This is a genomic window from Cellulomonas triticagri (assembly GCF_003696205.1).
In the GTDB taxonomy this organism is placed as follows: Bacteria; Actinomycetota; Actinomycetes; order Actinomycetales; family Cellulomonadaceae; genus Cellulomonas; species Cellulomonas triticagri.
Window position 1 is genome coordinate 1 of the sequence record NZ_RFFI01000016.1, and the last position, 15,643, is coordinate 15,643.

Below are 15,643 nucleotides of genomic sequence, written 5' to 3' on the forward strand. Positions count from 1 at the left end.
GCCACGGGCGGCCCGGACGGAGGCCGCACCACGCGGGACGCGCACCTCCGGGCACCCGGGCACGGCTCGCCCGGGCGGGCCCGGTCGACCGGGTGGGCCGCCCCGGCTGCGGCTGACCCGCCGCGGCGTCGTCGTCCTCGGCGTCCTGGCCCTGCTCGTCGTCGGGGTCCCCGTGCTGCTCGTCGGCCGCCTGCTCTCCGGACCCGAACCCGCCCCCGCCGCCGACGTGGTCGAGCTCCCCGACCCGACCTGCGTCCCCACGGCGACGCAGTCGCAGAACTGCTGGCCCGTGTTCGAGCGCGGGGACGACGACCTGCTGGAGCAGTCCCCCTGGGTCACCGGGAGGCTGCGCGCCGGGGACGTCCGGACCGTGCTCGACCACGTCGCCGCGCGGTTCGACGCCACCGTCGAGCCCGTCGACCCGGACTCCTCGTGGGGCTGGGCGAACCGGGCCGTGCGCGGCGAGTCCGACGACGTCGTGTCGAACCACGCCTCCGGCACCGCGATCGACCTCAACGCCACCGAGCACCCCATCGGGGCGCGCGACACGTTCACGGACGACCAGGTCGACGCGATCCACGCGATCGTGGCCGAGGTCGCCCCGGTGGTGGTCTGGGGCGGGGACTACGGCGGTCGCTCCGACGAGATGCACTTCGAGATCGTGGGCGACGCCGCGGCGGTCGCCGAGGTCGCGGCCCGGCTCCGGGGCGGGACGACCTGACGGAGCCCGGGCCGTAGCATCACGTGGCGTGACCGACACGTACCCCGTCATCACCTCGCCGTGGGGCGGTTTCACCCGCGCCACCACCACGCTCACGGACGGCGAGGTCCTCGTCCACGACACGTACCTGCTCCATGCGGAGACCGCGCCCGCGCCGGAGCTGATGCTGACCACCGCGGACCCGGACGAGGCCGCCGCACTGGTCGAGCGCCTGGGCGCCTTCGCCGCCGACGTGCCCGGCTGGACCCGGCGCGCGACCGACGCGGTGGTCACGCACCTCAGCGAGGAGACGCCCGCCGAGGTCGAGCTCGACGACGCCGCGACGGACCTCGCCCTGCAGACCGTCGAGGCCCGACCCGGCGGGGACCTCGTGCTGCACCTGGACGACACCTGCGGCGAGCACCTCCCGCACGGGTACTGGCCCGCCGTCCGCTTCGACGCGTCCGGCGCCGTGGCCGGGGTGACCGTCGAGGCGTGAGCCCTAGGAGTCCTCGCGGTCCTGCTCGTCCCACGCCTCGCTGCGGGCGCGGGCCTTGTCCAGGGCGTGCTGCGCGGCCTCCCGCGTCGGGTACGGGCCCATCAGGTGCGCCCACGTCGTCTGCTTGCCCTGCTCGACCTGCCCGGTCTCGGTGTTGAAGTAGAACTCGTCGGCCACAGCGCCCTCCTGGTGCTCCCGGGCCGCCGGTTCTCCGGAGGCGGCCCCTGGTTCGTAGACTGCCAGCCATGACGTCCGTTGACGCGCCGAGGCCGGCGCTCGTCCCGGGCACCGTCGGCCCCCGTCGGCAGGTGCCCGCCAGCATCCCCCGCCCCGAGTACGTCGACCGGCCCGCGCCGACGCCCTACGCGGGCAGCGACGTCGTCGCCCCCGAGGTGGTCGAGCGCATCCGCGTCGCTGCCCGGATCGCCGCGCAGGCGCTGGCGGAGGTCGGGCGGCACGTCGCCCCCGGTGTCACCACCGACGAGCTCGACCGCATCGGGCACGAGTTCCTGCTCGACCACCACGCGTACCCGTCGACGCTGGGCTACCGCGGGTTCCCGAAGTCGCTGTGCACCTCCGTCAACGAGGTCGTCTGCCACGGCATCCCCGACTCGACGGTCCTCGTCGACGGCGACCTCGTGAACATCGACATCACCGCGTTCATCGGCGGCGTGCACGGCGACAACAACGCGACCTTCGGCGTCGGCGACCTCGACGAGGAGTCCCGGCTGCTGGTCGAGCGCACCCGCGAGTCCCTGGACCGGGCGATCAAGGCCGTCAAGCCCGGCCGGGAGATCAACGTCATCGGCCGGGTCATCGAGAAGTACGCCGCGCGGTTCGGCTACGGCGTCGTCCGGGACTACACCGGGCACGGCGTCGGCGAGGCCTTCCACTCCGGCCTCGTCATCCCGCACTACGACTCGGCGCCGATGTACGACCAGGTCATCGAGCCGGGCATGGTCTTCACCATCGAGCCGATGCTCAACCTCGGCACCCCCGACTGGACGACGTGGGACGACGGGTGGACCGTGGTCACCGCGGACCTGCGCCGCAGCGCCCAGTTCGAGCACACCCTGCTGGTCACCGACACCGGAGCGGAGATCCTCACACTCCCATGAGCACCCACCACACGGCCCTGACGGGCACCGCGTTCGGCATCGACATCGGCGGCTCGGGCATCAAGGGCGCCCCCGTCGACCTGACGACCGGCGAGTTCGCCGCCGACCGCATCCGCATCCCCACCCCGCAGCCCGCGACGCCCGCCGCCGTGGCCGCCACCGTCGCCGAGCTCGTCGGGCGGTTCGACCTGCCCGCCGACGCACCCATCGGCGTGACGTTCCCCGCCGTCGTGCAGCACGGCGTCGCGCGGTCCGCCGCCAACGTCGACGGCTCGTGGATCGGCACCAACATCGAGCACGTGCTCGGCGACGCGACCGGCCGCCGGGTCATCGCCGTCAACGACGCCGACGCCGCCGGGTACGCCGAGACCGTGTACGGCGCCGCGCGCTCCACGTCCGGCGTCACGTTCATCTGCACGCTCGGCACCGGCATCGGCTCCGCCATCGTCGCCGACGGCGTCCTCGTCCCGAACCTCGAGCTCGGGCACCTCGAGATCGACGGGCACGACGCCGAGACCCGCGCGTCCGACGCCGCCCGCGACCGCGAGGACCTCGACTGGGAGCAGTGGGCCGAGCGCCTGCAGCGGTACTTCGGCGTCATCGAGGACCTGTTCTGGCCCGACCTCATCGTCGTCGGCGGCGGCGTCAGCAAGCACCACGAGAAGTTCCTGCCGCTGCTGCACCTGCGCGCGCCGATCGTGCCCGCCCAGCTGCGCAACGCCGCCGGGATCGTCGGGGCCGCGGCGCTCGCCGCGAAGGCCGGGACCCCCGTCGCCGGGGTCCGCGGGGACTGACCCCCGTCCTCGGGTGGAGGCCGCCTCCACCCGAGGATCAGGGCCGGTGCGCCCCCGGACCGGTCCCCGGCCCGACGCGGCGGGCCCGGCGCCGTCCCTAGCGTCGGGGACATGGTCACCCTGCAGCTCACCCCCGCCGACGCACCGCCGCGCCCCCGGCGCGGCACCCGCCTGACCTGGCTCGTCGGGGTGACGGTGGTGCTGGTCGCCGGGATCGCCCTCGCCCTCGGCACCCGCGGCACCGACACCGCCCCGACCGGGTCGACCGGGCCTGTGTCCGTCAACGGCTGGCCCGCCGTCGAGTCCGGCGACGACCCGCGCCTCGCCCCGTTCCCGTGGGTGACCGGCCGCGTGCTCGACGGCGACGTGCACACCGTGCTGCTGCACGTCGCCGAGCGGTTCCACGCCGAGGTCGAGCCCATCGACGTCTCGTCGTCCTGGGGGTGGGCGTACCGGCCCGTGCGCGGCGAGGACGACGGCCTGTCCAACCACGCGTCCGGCACCGCCGTGGACTTCAACGCGACCCTGCACCCCCTGGGCGCGAGCGACACGTTCACCGACGCGCAGCTCGTCGCCCTGCGGGCGATCCTCGACGAGGTCGCCCCGGTGGTGGCCTGGGGCGGGGACTTCGACCGCGCCGACGAGATGCACCTGGAGATCGTCGGCACCCCCGAGGAGGTCGCGGCGGTGGCCGCCCGCCTCGGCGGGTGACCTGGCGCGCGGGGCGCGGCCGTCCTACCGTGCGGCGCATGGGAACCGTGGTGAGCCAGCTCAGCGTCGACGCCCACGACCCCCTCGCGCTCGCGCGCTGGTGGGCCGACGTCCTCGGCTGGACCGTCGACCCCGACGAGGACGAGGGCACGGTCGACCTGCTGCCGCCCGACGGTGCCGCGACCCCGTGGATCTTCGTCCCCGTCCCGGACGACAAGCGCACCAAGAACCGCCTGCACGTCGACCTGCGTCCCGCCGACGGCGACGACCAGGCGACCGAGCTCACCCGGCTGCTCGCCCTCGGGGCCGTCCGCGCCGACGTCGGCCAGGGCGACGACGTCTCCTGGCACGTGCTCGCCGACCCGGAGGGCAACGAGTTCTGCCTGCTCAGCCGCACCCTCGCGCAGGTCGCCCGGGATGCCGCCGCCGGGTGATTCCACCCCCCTGACCTGGCGCTCCGGATGCGACCTCCCGCACCCCGACCTACCGTCGAGACATCAGGTCAGGCTGTCGAAGGAGGACCCCATGGGACTGGACGACAAGATCGCGAACGCCGCCGAGAAGGTCGCCGGCAAGGTCAAGGAGGCCACGGGTCGCGCGAGCGACGACGAGCGCCTCGAGGCCGAGGGCCGCAGCGACCAGTCGAAGGCCGACATCAAGGACGCCGGCGAGAAGGTCAAGGACGCGTTCAAGCACTGATCGCCGCCGTCGAGCCCCGTCCCGCACTCGCGGGGCGGGGCTCCGTCGTGCCGGGACCGGGTGAGACGCGCGCCTGTTCACCCGAACGGGCGCCTCCCGACCTGCGAGGACGCGGACCTGCCCCTAGCGTGGCCGCACCGTGGAGGGCTGATGCCGGGGGGCACGATGGGCGAGGACGACGAGCGCGACCGACCGGACGCGCGACCGCCGCACGAGCGGGACCGCGACCCCGGGCCGCTCGACCACGCCGACCTGCCCGTGGTCCCGCACCAGCGGGCGCCCCTCGACGACGAGGACGACTGACCCGCGGTCGCTCAGCCGAGCGGCGCGACCCGCACCGGGGCCTGGAACCGCACGCCGCCGCCCCGCACCGGCACCGGCTCCCACTCCCCCGCCTGCACCAGGCCGACCACGTCCAGGTGCACCTGCGCGATGTCCGCGAGCGGCACCGGGAAGTCCGGCGACGTGGTCCGGCTCTCCGCCAGCGGCCCGCCGCCCTCGGCCAGCAGCGTGAGCGTCCAGGTCAGCGCCGCCGGACCCGCCGCGACGGGCGAGTGCACCGCCACGTGCCGGGCCAGCGCCGCGTCCGCACCGCTGAGCGCAGCGATCCGCGGCAGCCGTCGACGTCGCATGTCGTCCCCCTACGTCCCCCTGCGGGGGCCGTCGACACCAGCCCCCGGGGACAGCCTGACCCGTCTGGCACCCCGACGGGGGGACCTTCGCACCTGGCGCGCGCCGGACCGGGTCATGGAGCGGCGGCGAGCAGCCCCGGGACCCGCGACTCTCCGGCCACCCACTCCGCCAGGTCCCGGTCCACCATCCGCAGCAGGAGCGCGCACGTCGAGATCCCTTCCTCGACGGAGACCCGGGGCCGGGCAGACTGCCCGCGGCCGGGCAGCGGGATGCCCGTCACCAGAGGCTCGTGGTGCGCCGCGCGGCTGCGCAGCGCCTGCACGACGAGCGCGTGCCCGTGGGTCCACGCCCGCGTGAACCGCGCTCCGGCGGCCGCCGCCTCGTGCCGCCCGCCCGGGAACGCCGCGGCCAAGCAGGGGCGCCAGAGCCGCTCCTCGTAGCTGACCGGCCACTGCTGCGGCGGACGCGACCCCACGACGCCCCCAGCGTCCAGCAGCTCGACCCAGAAGCCGAGCATGAGCTGCGCGACGATCCGCCCGGGCGTGCGGTCCCGCGTCGGGAGACGCCGCCACGCGGCAGCGAGCTTGGCACGCGACCGCTCGTCCAGGCCGATGTCGTGGAGGTACCACTCGTCGCCGTGCTCGGCCGTCAGCGCGCCGTTGAGGGCGTTGCGGAGTGCCACCTCCACGATCGCGATGTCCGCCAGCACCGCCGCCGCGAGGTCCCGGTCCCAGACGTACAGGTCGAGTGCTCGTCCGTGGTCGCCGGCAGCGGCCCGCAGGTACGTACCGAAGCGGTCCGGCGAGATGGCACGATCCAGCGCGACGGCGTGCCGAGGGATCACCCTGCTCCCCTTCCCCGTGCCGGTTCGGATACGCTGGTCGTGAACTCCCCGGATCCGCCTCTCTGGTCTCGAACCATGACGCGGCCGGGGTTCTTCACGTCCGGGCCCCGTCCCGGACGCGACCGCTGCTCCATCGTCGTCGGCGAGCCGCCACCTACCGCTCGCGACGGCCACGCACCCCGCGCGGCACCTACAGCCGGCGCTCCAGCAGCAGCACGTCCCGCCACTCGCCGGCCCGCGGGCCGTGCGCCATCCGGCCCAGCCGCTCGCGTTCGCCGACCACGCGGAACCCCGCGGCGGCGTGCAGGGCGAGGCTGCCCGCGTTCTCGGGGAACACCGCCGACTGCAGCGTCCACAGCCCGCCGTCACGGGCCGACACCACCAGGGCGTCCAGCAGCGTGCGGCCGACACCGCGCCCCCGGGCCGCCGACCCCACGTAGAGGGACACCTCGACCACCCCCGCGTAGACGGGCCGCGCCGACACCGGCGACACCGCCACCCACCCGAGGACCGCCCCGCTGCCGGGGTCCAGCGCGACGAACCGGTGCCCGGGCAGGTGCGAGGCGTCGAACGCCGCCCAGTCCGCGGGCGCCTGCTCGAACGTCGCGTGACCGGTCGCGATGCCCTCGGCGTGCACGGCGGCGACACCCGCCGCGTGCTCGGCGGACATCGGCACGACCTGCACGGACGCGGTCTGCGGGGTCTCGTCCACCCCGTCATCATGCGCCGGACGAGGGTCTCGCGCCGACACACCCGGGCGCGTGTCGGCGACCCGCCGGGGCGACCTGGGACAGCGCATCCCGGGTCGCGGGGGGTCGGTGCCCTCCGTAACGTCGATGGGGTTGTTCGGGCCTCGTGCCCATCCGAGGAGTCCAGGAGGAGTCCCATGTCGAAGCGCCTGTGGATCACCAGCAGCCTCGCGGCCACCGGTCTGGTCGCCGTCGCCACGCCCGCCGTCGCGGGCACCGACGCCGCCGCGACCGTGCCCGCCGACGCGCCCACCATGGTCGTCACCGCGACCGACGCCGACGCCGCCGAGGCGACCATCCTGCAGCGCACCAACCAGCTGCGGGCGAGCGAGGGCAAGCCCGCCCTCGTCCGGAACGCCGCCATGGACGCCGTCGCCGCGAACTGGGCGACGCACATGGCCACGACCGGCGACTTCCGGCACAACCCGGACTACAGCCGACAGATCCCGGCCGGGTGGCGGACCGCCGGGGAGAACATCGCGATGAACTCGTTCGACCCGGTGTACCTGTACACGCAGTGGCAGAACTCTCCCGGCCACAAGGCCAACATGGTCAACCCCGCGTTCAACCGCATCGGCATCGGCGTGGTCGAGCACAACGGCGCCTACTACGGCGTCCAGGTCTTCGGCGGCTACTGAGCCCCACCGCACCGCTCGAACGAGCGCCCCGTCCGGTCCTCCCGGGCGGGGCGCTCGCTTTGCTTCCACCCGGTCAGATTTGACCATCCCTTGACGATCGCTCCGCGGAGGCATAGGTTCTGGATGCACGACGAGGTCGGCCGAGAGCCCCGGCCGAGCGGTGCGACACCGCTCCGGGGCTCTCCGCTTGCCCCGGTGACCCTGGGAGACTGACCCGGTGACCCGCCCCCGCACCCCGCTCCCGCCCGTCGACGCCGAGGCCGCCGCCACCTTCTGGGCCGCGTACGTCGCCGCCCACCCCGAGGCGGTGCGCGCGGGCGACGAGTACGTCGTGGACCGGTTCGGCGACTTCGTCGAGCTCAGCGACGAGCTGCTCGGCGTCGTCCGGCACGGCCAGAAGCGCGCGACGGCCGACCTCGTGGACGAGTTCGCCCACCGCGGCGAGCCCCTGCCCCGCGTCGGCGCGCACTGGGTCGCCTGCGACGGCCGCGGCGCACCCGCCCTCGTGCTGCGCACCACCGAGCTCCGGCTCGCCACCTTCCGGGAGGTCGACGCCGACTTCGCGTTCGACGAGGGCGAGGACGACCGCACCCTCACCACCTGGCGCGAGCAGCACCGGGCCTACTGGGAGCGCACCTGCGCCGCACGCGGAGCCGTGTGGCAGGAGTCGGACGAGATCGTGCTGGAGCGGTTCCGGGTGGTGTGGCCGCCGGAGGCGGCGGACTGACGTCCGTCGAGCGGGCTACATCTCGGTCACCACCCACCACTCGCCACTCAGCACCTACCTGCTCCGGGCGACGTCGCCGCCGCACCTCGGTCGACCCGGCGTCCGCACGCGATGACCACAGCGCGCGCACCCCCGGCCAACCACCCCCGGCGCCCGCGCAGGCGCCCCTAGGTGGCGGTGCACGGACCGCAGCCTGAGGCATGGACGACGACGTCAACGCACGAACGGTGCGGCTCCTCGCCCTCCTGGGCATCCGCGTCATCGAGGCGAACGACCTCCCGGCACCGCAGAGCGAACGGGGGCGCCGCCCTGCGATGCTCTTCTTCCGGTCGCACAACCTCGTGCTGATCGACACGCACCTCAGCGATCACGGACGCCGACAGGCCCTCGACCTCAGTCTCGCCGCGGCGCTCGGCCTGACGTCGCGGGAGCCGCCGTCGTCGCGCGGTCCGGGTCGAGCTCGTCGTGGTACAGCGTGACGACGTCTGCCGCGTGCGGAGCGCCCCGGAGCGCGACGGTGGCGCCCGCCGGAGGGGCGCTCCGCCCCTCGGCACCCAGGCGGCCGTAGGCCGCCTCCACGACGTCCTTCGGGTCGACGCCGATGATCTCGCACGACTCGCACAGGACGGCGAGCGGGATCTCGACCTTCCCGTTCAGCCACCTGCTGAAGGCGGCCGGAGACCGACCGCCGGCCCGGGCGACCTGCTGCGCCGTGAATCCGCGACTCACGATCCGGCCCTTCAGCTCCAGCCCGACGAGTCGGGTGAAGACCTCCGCGCGTTCTCGACTGCTCACAAGGACACGGTACTGCTCAGATCGAGCAATCACAATGCCCGATCTGGCAATCACTCGATCTTGACTCGTTGCTCGTACGGACATGATGCTTGTTCACATGAGCAATCAGCAGGCAGGGTCGGTCACCGAGTGGAGCGCGACCGCGGTGCGCGAGGCGATCCGCGGGTCCGGCCGGTCCCGACGCAGCCTGGCGGTGGAGACCGGAATCCCCTACCCCACGCTCAACCGCAAGCTCGCGGCGCGGACCGCCTTCACCTTCCGCGAGCTGCTCGGACTGGCCGAGGCGCTCGGCGTACCCCCGTGGACCTTCACACCCCCGGTCCTCAGCCGCCGGACGCCTGATCTGCGAGCGGCAGCCTCGACCAGGCCGTGCCGGCACCCTCCCGGCCGGGCACCTCCGCCGGCATCCGGTCCTGGTCCCGACACCGGGCCGTGCAACCCGCTCCGGCCCGCACAGCCTCCCCGCCCACCCGGACGGGGACACCACCCACGAAAGGAGAAGCGCATGGCGACATGGGGCACACCCATCGAGCACGGCCGCTTCACGGCGCCGTTCGGGCAGCAACGCCCGACCGGCGTGCACCTCGGCACCGACATCGGCCCACCGCGCCCCGGGCAGACCGGGGTCCCGGTCTACGCCATGGGCCCCGGCACCGTGAACCGGGTCGGATACACGTCCATCCGAGGGCACTGGCTGCTCGTCGTCCACGACGACGGCACCTACTCCCGCTACCAGCACCTCGCCACCGCACCGACCGTCGGCGCAGGGCAGCGCGTCCAGGCCGCCACCCGCGTCGGCACCTGCGGCGAGACCGGCCGCGCCACCGGCATCCACCTGCACCTCGAGGCCTACCCCGCCGGCCCGAACCCGGGCGAGTCGCAGAACGGAGCCATCAACCCCGAGACGTGGGCATCCGCCCGCGGCATCAACCTGCGCGCCCTCGGCGCGCTGCCGAGCAACCCCGCACCGCCCACCCCGCCCGTCCTTGAGGAGGACAACGTCATGCCCATCTTCATGCGCAACACCCGCGGCGCCGTCTACGCGCTCGTCCCCGGCAAGCCCAAGCGCCACCTGACCCCGCAGCACTGGACGCTGTGGAGCCGTCTGGGCGGCACGCTCCGCGGCGGCGACTTCAACGACGCCGAGATCGACATGATCAACGCCCAGCTCTGAGTGCGCCCCGCGCCCCGTCCGGCGCCGACCGGGCGGGGCGCCCGGCGGGCCGCGTCTGCGCGACCCGCTCAGGAAGGAGCCCCCGATGAACGCCACCTCGTAGCGCGCGGGCAGCCGCTTCGGAGACCACGGCGCATCCCTGCTCCGCACGGTCGTCCCCACCGTCTGGGGCTCGACGATCGCCCAGGCGATCGCCGCGCTCGGCCCGCACCTTCCCGGTGACCTCGGCCAGGCACTGGCCGACTGGCTCGCGTCGGACGCGACCGTCGCGCTCGTGTCGGCGGTCGCGATCACGCTCTGGTACGCCGTCGCCCGCCGGGTCGAGCAGCACATCCCGGACTGGCTGACCCGCGTCGTGCTCGGCTCGGCGGCGACACCGACGTACTCGAGGCACGCCTCCGGCCGCGACCAGGCCTGACCCGGCAGCGACCGCGCAGATCTGCTGCGCGGCGGCACCGTTTCCCCCACCCACCAGGGCGAGGGTCCATCGCACGAAAGGAGAAGCGCATGGCGACATGGGGCACACCCATCGAGCACGGCCGCTTCACAGCGCCGTTCGGGCAGCAACGCCCGACCGGCGTGCACCTCGGCACCGACATCGGCCCACCGCGCCCCGGGCAGACCGGGGTCCCGGTCTACGCCATGGGCCCCGGCACCGTGAACCGGGTCGGATACACGTCCATCCGAGGGCACTGGCTGCTCGTCGTCCACGACGACGGCACCTACTCCCGCTACCAGCACCTCGCCACCGCACCGACCGTCGGCGCAGGGCAGCGCGTCCAGGCCGCCACCCGCGTCGGCACCTGCGGCGAGACCGGCCGCGCCACCGGCATCCACCTGCACCTCGAGGCCTACCCCGCCGGCCCGAACCCGGGCGAGTCGCAGAACGGAGCCATCAACCCCGAGACGTGGGCATCCGCCCGCGGCATCAACCTGCGCGCCCTCGGCGCGCTGCCCACCACCCCGGAGGACGACATGCCCCTGAACGACGCCGACAAGGCCTGGATCAACGCCGCCATCAAGGCGCAGACCGAGCTGGCGCTGCGCGTGCAGTTCGCGCCGAGCGGCGAGGTGTCCGAGCGCCAGCGCATCCAGCTCGACGAGCGGGTCAACCTCGCGCTGCGTCAGCAGTTCACGCCGAGCGGCGAGGTCAGCAACCGTGTCGTCAACCTGCTCACCACCCAGACGACCGACATCGTCGCCAGGGTCAAGGCCTGACCCGACCGCAGACACCCCCGAGGCCCTCCCTGCCCGACGGTGGGGAGGGCCTCGTGGTGCGTCTGAGGTGCGGATGAGCTGGCACGTACGCCGGGTTCTGTCCCCGCGCGCGGTCACCCTCGCGCGGGTGGCGACCATCCATCTACGACGCACGTCGCCGTGCGCCTCCAGCGGCCTACCCGGGAGCTCGGGCGGGCAGCCCTCGATCGCTCCCTGTCTGGCCTTGCTCCGGGTGGGGTTTACCTAGCCGCACCGGTCACCCGGCGCGCTGGTGGTCTCTTACACCACCCTTTCACCCTTACCCCCGGTCGGCCCGAAGGTCGTCCGGTGGCGGTCTTCTCTCTGTGGCACTTTCCCGCGGGTCACCCCGGGTGGGCGTTACCCACCACCCTGCCCTACGGAGCCCGGACGTTCCTCGGCGGACCCGGGGGTCCGACGCGGCCGCCTGGCCAGCTCATCCGCGCCGGTCAGCCTACACGTCCCGGTCCCGGCTCCCGGACGCCGCCTCGACGGCCTCGGTGAGCCGGTAGTGCAGGCGCAGCACGGGCAGCGGCCCGAGGTCGAGGCGGTGGTCGGTGCGCAGGACGCCCTCCGGGTCGACGAAGACGCGGAACTCCTCGTGGACCGGGATGCGTCGCGCCCGGACCCGGCGGACGCCGGGGTGGTCGACGACGAGGTACGCACCGGGGTCGCCCCACCGTCCCGCCCCGGAGGTGAGCACCAGCGAGCCGTCCGCGCCGGCCCGGGGCCGCAGCAGCACGACGAGGCGACCGCGGGGCAGCGGGAACGCGACGCGCACCACCGGAGCCTCGGCCCCGGGCACCGCGACGACCCCGTAGAGCCCGCTGAACACGATCCGTCCCGTGCGGCGTAGCCGCCGCAGCCAGAGCGCCCCGACCTGCTGCCCGTCGCGGTCGAGCGGCGTCACGGTGCTGGACATGCCGTGGGCGAGGTCGAGGGACCGCAGCGGGAGGGCGAGCTGGTCGAGCCGCCGGGCGAACAGCGCCGACACCGCCCACCCGAACGGCCACGCCCACGGCGCCCAGCCGACCCACGCGTCGAGCCGCCACGCAGAGGTGCGCTCGTAGAACCGGCGCACGGGCGGGGCGAGCGTCGCGGCGACGAAGCCGGGGCCGTCCAGGTCGGCCATGGTGGCGAGCAGGCCGCGCACCGACGCTCCGTGCCCGACGGCGGGTGCGGCGACCTGGGCACCGAGCCGGTCGGCCTCGGCGTCGAGCCAGTCGTCGCCGACGTGCGCGACGTCCCCGACGGGACCCCGCAACCAGCGGTCGTGGTCGAGGTCGACCGTGCGTCCCGTCGCGCGCACCCAGAGTCTCGTCGTCGCGTCCACCAGCGGCCCCAGCACGGGCTGATCGTCGCACCTCGCGGCGTGCAAGGTGGTGAACGGCACGTCCCGGCGCGCACCCGCGCCCGCCCCGCGCGCGTCCGGCGCCGCCTACAGTGCAGCCCGTGCTGATCCTGCTCCCGCCGTCCGAGGGGAAGACCGCGCCGGTGCGCGGCGACGCCCTGGACCTCGCGTCGCTGTCCTCCCCCGCCCTGTCCGCGACGCGGGAGCGGGTGCTGGACGCCCTGGTGGCGACCTCGGCCCGGCCCGACGCCGTCGAGGTGCTGGGCGTGGGTGCGGGGATCGCGGACGAGGTGGCGCGGAACGTGGACCTGCGGTCGGCGCCGACGGCGCAGGCGCGCTCGGTGTACACCGGGGTGCTGTACGCGGCGGCGGGCTTGGACCGGCTGACTCCGACGGGCCGGCGGCGCGCGGCGGAGTCGGTGCGCGTGGTGTCGGGCCTGTGGGGACTGGTGGGGCCGGAGGACCAGATCCCGGCGTACCGGCTGTCCATGGGCGTGGACCTGCCGGGCGTGGGTCCGTTGGCGGCGGCGTGGCGGGAGCCGCTGGCCGCGGAGCTGGACCCGCGGGCTGAGGCGGGCGAGCTGGTCGTGGACTGCCGGTCGGCGACGTACCTCGCGGCCTGGCGTCCGGCGCGCGCCGCGCAGGGGTCGTGGGTGCAGGTCCGGGTGCTGCGGGAGGTCGCCGGGAAGCGGTCCGTGGTGTCGCACCACGCGAAGCACACCCGCGGGGTGCTGACGCGGCACCTGCTGGCACGCCGAGGCAAGGAGCCCGCGACGCCGCGCGACCTGGCCCGCGTGGCGGGCGAGCTCGTCGGCACGGACCTGCTGGCCGTGGAGCTCGACACCACGGCGTCGGGTGCGGCGACGCTGTCGCTCGTCGTGGCCTGAGTCCCCGACGCGATCACCCGAGGTGCCGAGGACACCCAGGTCCGGCGGTTACGGTGGCGGTCCGGCAGGCGCGGCCCCGGCGGGGACGGGCGACCGGGACGAGCACCAGCACCACGGGGAGGGCACGACCATGCGACGCACGCGCGCCGTCCGGGGCGTCGCCGTCCTCGTCGTCCTCGTGCTCGCGCTCGCCGGGCTGGCCGGGGCGGTCGGTGCGCTGAGCGCGGGGGCCGCGACCGCGCCCGATGCGCCCGCGGCAGTGGTCGACGACCCCGCGGTCGAGGCCCCGGAGGCTCCGGCGGCGACGCCCGCGCCCACGCCGTCGCCCTCGTCGAGCCCGGCCCCGTCGCCCGGCCCGACCGTCGCCCCCACGCCCCGGCCCACCGGGCAACCGGAGCCCGAGCCGGTCCCGACGTCCCCCGCGACACCCGAGCCGACCCCGACGCCCAGCACGGAGCCCTCCCCGTCGCCGAGCCCGACGGTCGTGACGCCGCCGCAGGACGACGCCGGCTCGACCACCCGTCGGTTCTTCACCCCGCCTGCGGTGACCACCACGACCACGCCCTGGGGGCAGCTGCTGGGCGCCCTCGCGGTGGTCGTGGCGGGCGCCGTCGCGGTGGTCGCGATCGCGACCCGCCGGTCCCGGACCGCTGCGGCGACCGCGGCCGCCGCTCCCGACGAGGACGACGCGCCCACGGCCCCGCTCACCGCCCCGGCCTCCCCCGCGGACGTGCTGCGTCTGCTCGTCGCGGCGGGCGAGGCGATGGTCGACGCCGGGCACACCGTCTCGTCGGTCGCCGACGAGCTGGAGGAGATCGCGACCGCGCACGGGCTCACCGGCACGGAGACGGTGGTGCTGCCGACCGCGCTGCTGGTGTCCGTGCCGGACGGGTCGGGCGTCGCGACGGCGGTCGTGTCGGCGGGGCGCCGCCCGCTGCTGCTGCACCAGGTGGACGACCTCACCGACGTCCTGCGCGACGCGACGTCCGGCACGCACCCGCCCGCCGCGGTGCGGGCGCGGATCGCGTTCCTGCGGGCGGCGACGCCGCCGTTCGGGGCGCTGGCCCGCCTCGGCGGCTACCTGATGCTGTCGGTCGGCCTGGCGGCGCTGCTGGGCGGCACGTGGGTGGACCTGCTGGTCGCGGGCGGGCTGGGGCTGGCGGTCGGGGCGGTGCAGCTCGTGGTCGCGCCGACGTCGGGCAACCTCGAGGTGGTGCTGACGGTCGCGACGGCGTTCGCCGTGTCGGCGGTGGTGCTGCTGCTGGGCCGGGTCGTCCCGGAGCTGGGGGTGCTGCCGTCGCTGGTGGCGCCGTTGGTGCTGTTCCTGCCCGGCGGTCTGCTGACCACCGGGGTGATCGAGCTCGCGACCGGGCAGATGCTGTCCGGGGCCGGCCGGGTCGCAGCCGGGACGATGCAGCTCGCCCTGCTCGCGGGCGGGATCGTGGGCGCGGCCGCGCTGGTCGGCGTGCCCGCGGTGGACCTGGACGCGCAAAGCACGGCCCTGGGACCGGTGACGCCGTGGCTGGGGGTGGCGCTGTTCGGCGCGGGCACGGTGGTGTTCCGGTGCGGGCGGCCGCGCACGATCGGCTGGGTGGTGCTGGTGCTGGCCGTGGCGTACGGGGCGCAGGTCCTCGGCGACGCCCTGTTCGGCGGGGTGCTGTCCGCGCTGGTCGGTGCGCTGGCGATGACGCCGGTGGCCCTGGCGGTCGCGCGGTTCCCGTCGGGTCCGTCGCCGCTGGTGTCGTTCCTGCCCGCGTTCTGGCTGCTGGTGCCCGGTGCGCTGGGTCTGGTCGGGGTGACGAGCCTGCTGGAGGGCGACTCCGGCGGGCTGTCCACGCTGGTCACCACGGCGGCGACCATGGTCGCCATCGCGCTGGGCGTGGTGGTCGGGCTGGCCGCGGCGCGCTCGCTGCCGGGTCGGGTGCGTCTCCGGCGAACCGGCGTCCCGGCAGCTCTCGCACCGGACCTCGCCGACGGGAGCGGAATGGTGTGAGACCGAGCAAGGCCCCCGGGCGGCGGCTGGAGTTCTCCCGCCGCTCGAGGCACCGCGTAGGCGCAGCACCTACGCAGTTCCCGGTGACATCACCC

General features: G+C 75.0%; 21 protein-coding genes and 1 other RNA gene. 15 read left to right on the top strand and 7 right to left on the bottom strand.

From position 1 onward, the window contains the following. Together EBM89_RS04470 and EBM89_RS04475 are read left to right on the top strand one after the other, a co-directional pair. Positions 1 to 721, top strand: a 721-nt coding sequence (locus tag EBM89_RS04470; RefSeq protein WP_147463448.1) for a M15 family metallopeptidase, incomplete at its 5' end; no start/stop codon positions are given. A gap of 28 nt (positions 722 to 749) precedes the next feature. Then, a complete protein-coding gene (locus tag EBM89_RS04475) occupies positions 750 to 1,199 on the top strand; it encodes a hypothetical protein (RefSeq protein ID WP_199731974.1) in 450 nt (149 codons plus the stop codon). Positions 1,200 to 1,202: 3 nt separating this feature from the next. Here EBM89_RS04475 and EBM89_RS04480 read toward each other — a convergent pair whose 3' ends face one another. Continuing rightward, positions 1,203 to 1,376, bottom strand: a complete 174-nt coding sequence (locus EBM89_RS04480; protein WP_122148262.1) for an SPOR domain-containing protein — start codon at positions 1,374 to 1,376, stop codon at positions 1,203 to 1,205. A 68-nt stretch (positions 1,377 to 1,444) separates the two neighbouring features. On the opposite strand from EBM89_RS04480, the gene map reads away from it, so the two are divergent. The 6 genes from map to EBM89_RS21025 all read left to right on the top strand — a co-directional run bounded on the left by map (position 1,445) and on the right by EBM89_RS21025 (position 4,824). Next, positions 1,445 to 2,317: a type I methionyl aminopeptidase gene (map, locus tag EBM89_RS04485; protein WP_439647163.1), complete on the top strand. Its 873-nt coding sequence runs from the start codon at positions 1,445 to 1,447 to the stop codon at positions 2,315 to 2,317. Beyond that, positions 2,314 to 3,111 carry a polyphosphate--glucose phosphotransferase gene (ppgK, locus tag EBM89_RS04490; RefSeq protein WP_122148264.1) on the top strand — a complete coding sequence of 266 codons (798 nt, stop codon included), beginning with the start codon at positions 2,314 to 2,316 and terminating at the stop codon, positions 3,109 to 3,111. Before map ends, ppgK begins: the two co-directional genes overlap by 4 nt. Before the next feature lie 111 nt (positions 3,112 to 3,222). Further along, the gene (locus EBM89_RS04495; protein ID WP_122148265.1) at positions 3,223 to 3,822 is read left to right on the top strand and encodes a M15 family metallopeptidase; all 600 of its coding nucleotides are present in this window, start codon (positions 3,223 to 3,225) and stop codon (positions 3,820 to 3,822) included. A 38-nt stretch (positions 3,823 to 3,860) separates the two neighbouring features. Next, positions 3,861 to 4,256, top strand: a complete 396-nt coding sequence (locus tag EBM89_RS04500; protein WP_122148266.1) for a VOC family protein — start codon at positions 3,861 to 3,863, stop codon at positions 4,254 to 4,256. A 91-nt stretch (positions 4,257 to 4,347) separates the two neighbouring features. Then, positions 4,348 to 4,521: a CsbD family protein gene (locus EBM89_RS04505; RefSeq protein ID WP_122148267.1), complete on the top strand. Its 174-nt coding sequence runs from the start codon at positions 4,348 to 4,350 to the stop codon at positions 4,519 to 4,521. A gap of 150 nt (positions 4,522 to 4,671) precedes the next feature. Beyond that, complete coding sequence (locus EBM89_RS21025; protein ID WP_158609489.1) at positions 4,672 to 4,824, top strand: hypothetical protein; 153 nt, start codon at positions 4,672 to 4,674, stop codon at positions 4,822 to 4,824. A gap of 11 nt (positions 4,825 to 4,835) precedes the next feature. Here EBM89_RS21025 and EBM89_RS04510 read toward each other — a convergent pair whose 3' ends face one another. The 3 genes from EBM89_RS04510 to EBM89_RS04520 all read right to left on the bottom strand — a co-directional run bounded on the left by EBM89_RS04510 (position 4,836) and on the right by EBM89_RS04520 (position 6,710). Continuing rightward, positions 4,836 to 5,153: a hypothetical protein gene (locus tag EBM89_RS04510; RefSeq protein ID WP_122148268.1), complete on the bottom strand. Its 318-nt coding sequence runs from the start codon at positions 5,151 to 5,153 to the stop codon at positions 4,836 to 4,838. Positions 5,154 to 5,266: 113 nt separating this feature from the next. Next, positions 5,267 to 5,998, bottom strand: a complete 732-nt coding sequence (locus EBM89_RS04515) for a hypothetical protein (RefSeq protein WP_199731975.1) — start codon at positions 5,996 to 5,998, stop codon at positions 5,267 to 5,269. Between the two features lie 190 nt (positions 5,999 to 6,188). Then, positions 6,189 to 6,710: a GNAT family N-acetyltransferase gene (locus tag EBM89_RS04520; protein ID WP_439647164.1), complete on the bottom strand. Its 522-nt coding sequence runs from the start codon at positions 6,708 to 6,710 to the stop codon at positions 6,189 to 6,191. Positions 6,711 to 6,884: 174 nt separating this feature from the next. Between EBM89_RS04520 and EBM89_RS04525 the strand changes: the two genes are divergently transcribed. Together EBM89_RS04525 and EBM89_RS04530 are read left to right on the top strand one after the other, a co-directional pair. Then, a complete protein-coding gene (locus EBM89_RS04525) occupies positions 6,885 to 7,385 on the top strand; it encodes a CAP domain-containing protein (protein ID WP_122148269.1) in 501 nt (166 codons plus the stop codon). A gap of 217 nt (positions 7,386 to 7,602) precedes the next feature. After that, a complete protein-coding gene (locus EBM89_RS04530) occupies positions 7,603 to 8,112 on the top strand; it encodes an ASCH domain-containing protein (RefSeq protein ID WP_122148270.1) in 510 nt (169 codons plus the stop codon). Positions 8,113 to 8,505: 393 nt separating this feature from the next. Here the strand turns inward: EBM89_RS04530 and EBM89_RS04535 are convergent, their stop codons facing one another. Beyond that, entirely contained in the window at positions 8,506 to 8,907 is a 402-nt protein-coding gene (locus EBM89_RS04535; protein WP_158609491.1) for a helix-turn-helix domain-containing protein, read from the bottom strand. 505 nt (positions 8,908 to 9,412) lie between these two features. On the opposite strand from EBM89_RS04535, the gene EBM89_RS04540 reads away from it, so the two are divergent. The 3 genes from EBM89_RS04540 to EBM89_RS04545 all read left to right on the top strand — a co-directional run bounded on the left by EBM89_RS04540 (position 9,413) and on the right by EBM89_RS04545 (position 11,299). Continuing rightward, on the top strand, positions 9,413 to 10,081 hold the full coding sequence (locus tag EBM89_RS04540; RefSeq protein WP_122148272.1) for a M23 family metallopeptidase: 669 nt from the start codon (positions 9,413 to 9,415) through the stop codon (positions 10,079 to 10,081). Between the two features lie 274 nt (positions 10,082 to 10,355). Continuing rightward, on the top strand, positions 10,356 to 10,499 hold the full coding sequence (locus tag EBM89_RS21030; RefSeq protein ID WP_158609493.1) for a hypothetical protein: 144 nt from the start codon (positions 10,356 to 10,358) through the stop codon (positions 10,497 to 10,499). Positions 10,500 to 10,588: 89 nt separating this feature from the next. Further along, entirely contained in the window at positions 10,589 to 11,299 is a 711-nt protein-coding gene (locus EBM89_RS04545) for a M23 family metallopeptidase (RefSeq protein ID WP_122148273.1), read from the top strand. 70 nt (positions 11,300 to 11,369) lie between these two features. Here the strand turns inward: EBM89_RS04545 and rnpB are convergent. After that, positions 11,370 to 11,756, bottom strand: an RNA gene (gene rnpB / locus EBM89_RS04550) — RNase P RNA component class A. Positions 11,757 to 11,771: 15 nt separating this feature from the next. Further along, positions 11,772 to 12,665 carry a hypothetical protein gene (locus tag EBM89_RS04555; RefSeq protein ID WP_233571534.1) on the bottom strand — a complete coding sequence of 298 codons (894 nt, stop codon included), beginning with the start codon at positions 12,663 to 12,665 and terminating at the stop codon, positions 11,772 to 11,774. A 104-nt stretch (positions 12,666 to 12,769) separates the two neighbouring features. On the opposite strand from EBM89_RS04555, the gene EBM89_RS04560 reads away from it, so the two are divergent. Together EBM89_RS04560 and EBM89_RS04565 are read left to right on the top strand one after the other, a co-directional pair. Next, entirely contained in the window at positions 12,770 to 13,555 is a 786-nt protein-coding gene (locus EBM89_RS04560; protein WP_122148301.1) for a YaaA family protein, read from the top strand. Between the two features lie 130 nt (positions 13,556 to 13,685). Then, positions 13,686 to 15,548 carry a threonine/serine exporter family protein gene (locus EBM89_RS04565; RefSeq protein WP_122148274.1) on the top strand — a complete coding sequence of 621 codons (1,863 nt, stop codon included), beginning with the start codon at positions 13,686 to 13,688 and terminating at the stop codon, positions 15,546 to 15,548. Positions 15,549 to 15,643: the final 95 nt, after the last annotated feature.

Bases quoted from the DNA above. Each gene is read 5' to 3' on its own strand.
- map (WP_439647163.1), top strand. From the start codon at position 1,445: ATGACGTCCGTTGACGCGCCGAGGCCGGCGCTCGTCCCGGGCACCGTC.
- ppgK (WP_122148264.1), top strand. From the start codon at position 2,314: ATGAGCACCCACCACACGGCCCTGACGGGCACCGCGTTCGGCATCGAC.
- EBM89_RS04495 (WP_122148265.1), top strand. From the start codon at position 3,223: ATGGTCACCCTGCAGCTCACCCCCGCCGACGCACCGCCGCGCCCCCGG.
- EBM89_RS04500 (WP_122148266.1), top strand. From the start codon at position 3,861: ATGGGAACCGTGGTGAGCCAGCTCAGCGTCGACGCCCACGACCCCCTC.
- EBM89_RS04505 (WP_122148267.1), top strand. From the start codon at position 4,348: ATGGGACTGGACGACAAGATCGCGAACGCCGCCGAGAAGGTCGCCGGC.
- EBM89_RS21025 (WP_158609489.1), top strand. From the start codon at position 4,672: ATGCCGGGGGGCACGATGGGCGAGGACGACGAGCGCGACCGACCGGAC.
- EBM89_RS04510 (WP_122148268.1), bottom strand. From the start codon at position 5,153: ATGCGACGTCGACGGCTGCCGCGGATCGCTGCGCTCAGCGGTGCGGAC.
- EBM89_RS04525 (WP_122148269.1), top strand. From the start codon at position 6,885: ATGTCGAAGCGCCTGTGGATCACCAGCAGCCTCGCGGCCACCGGTCTG.
- EBM89_RS04540 (WP_122148272.1), top strand. From the start codon at position 9,413: ATGGCGACATGGGGCACACCCATCGAGCACGGCCGCTTCACGGCGCCG.
- EBM89_RS04545 (WP_122148273.1), top strand. From the start codon at position 10,589: ATGGCGACATGGGGCACACCCATCGAGCACGGCCGCTTCACAGCGCCG.
- EBM89_RS04565 (WP_122148274.1), top strand. From the start codon at position 13,686: ATGCGACGCACGCGCGCCGTCCGGGGCGTCGCCGTCCTCGTCGTCCTC.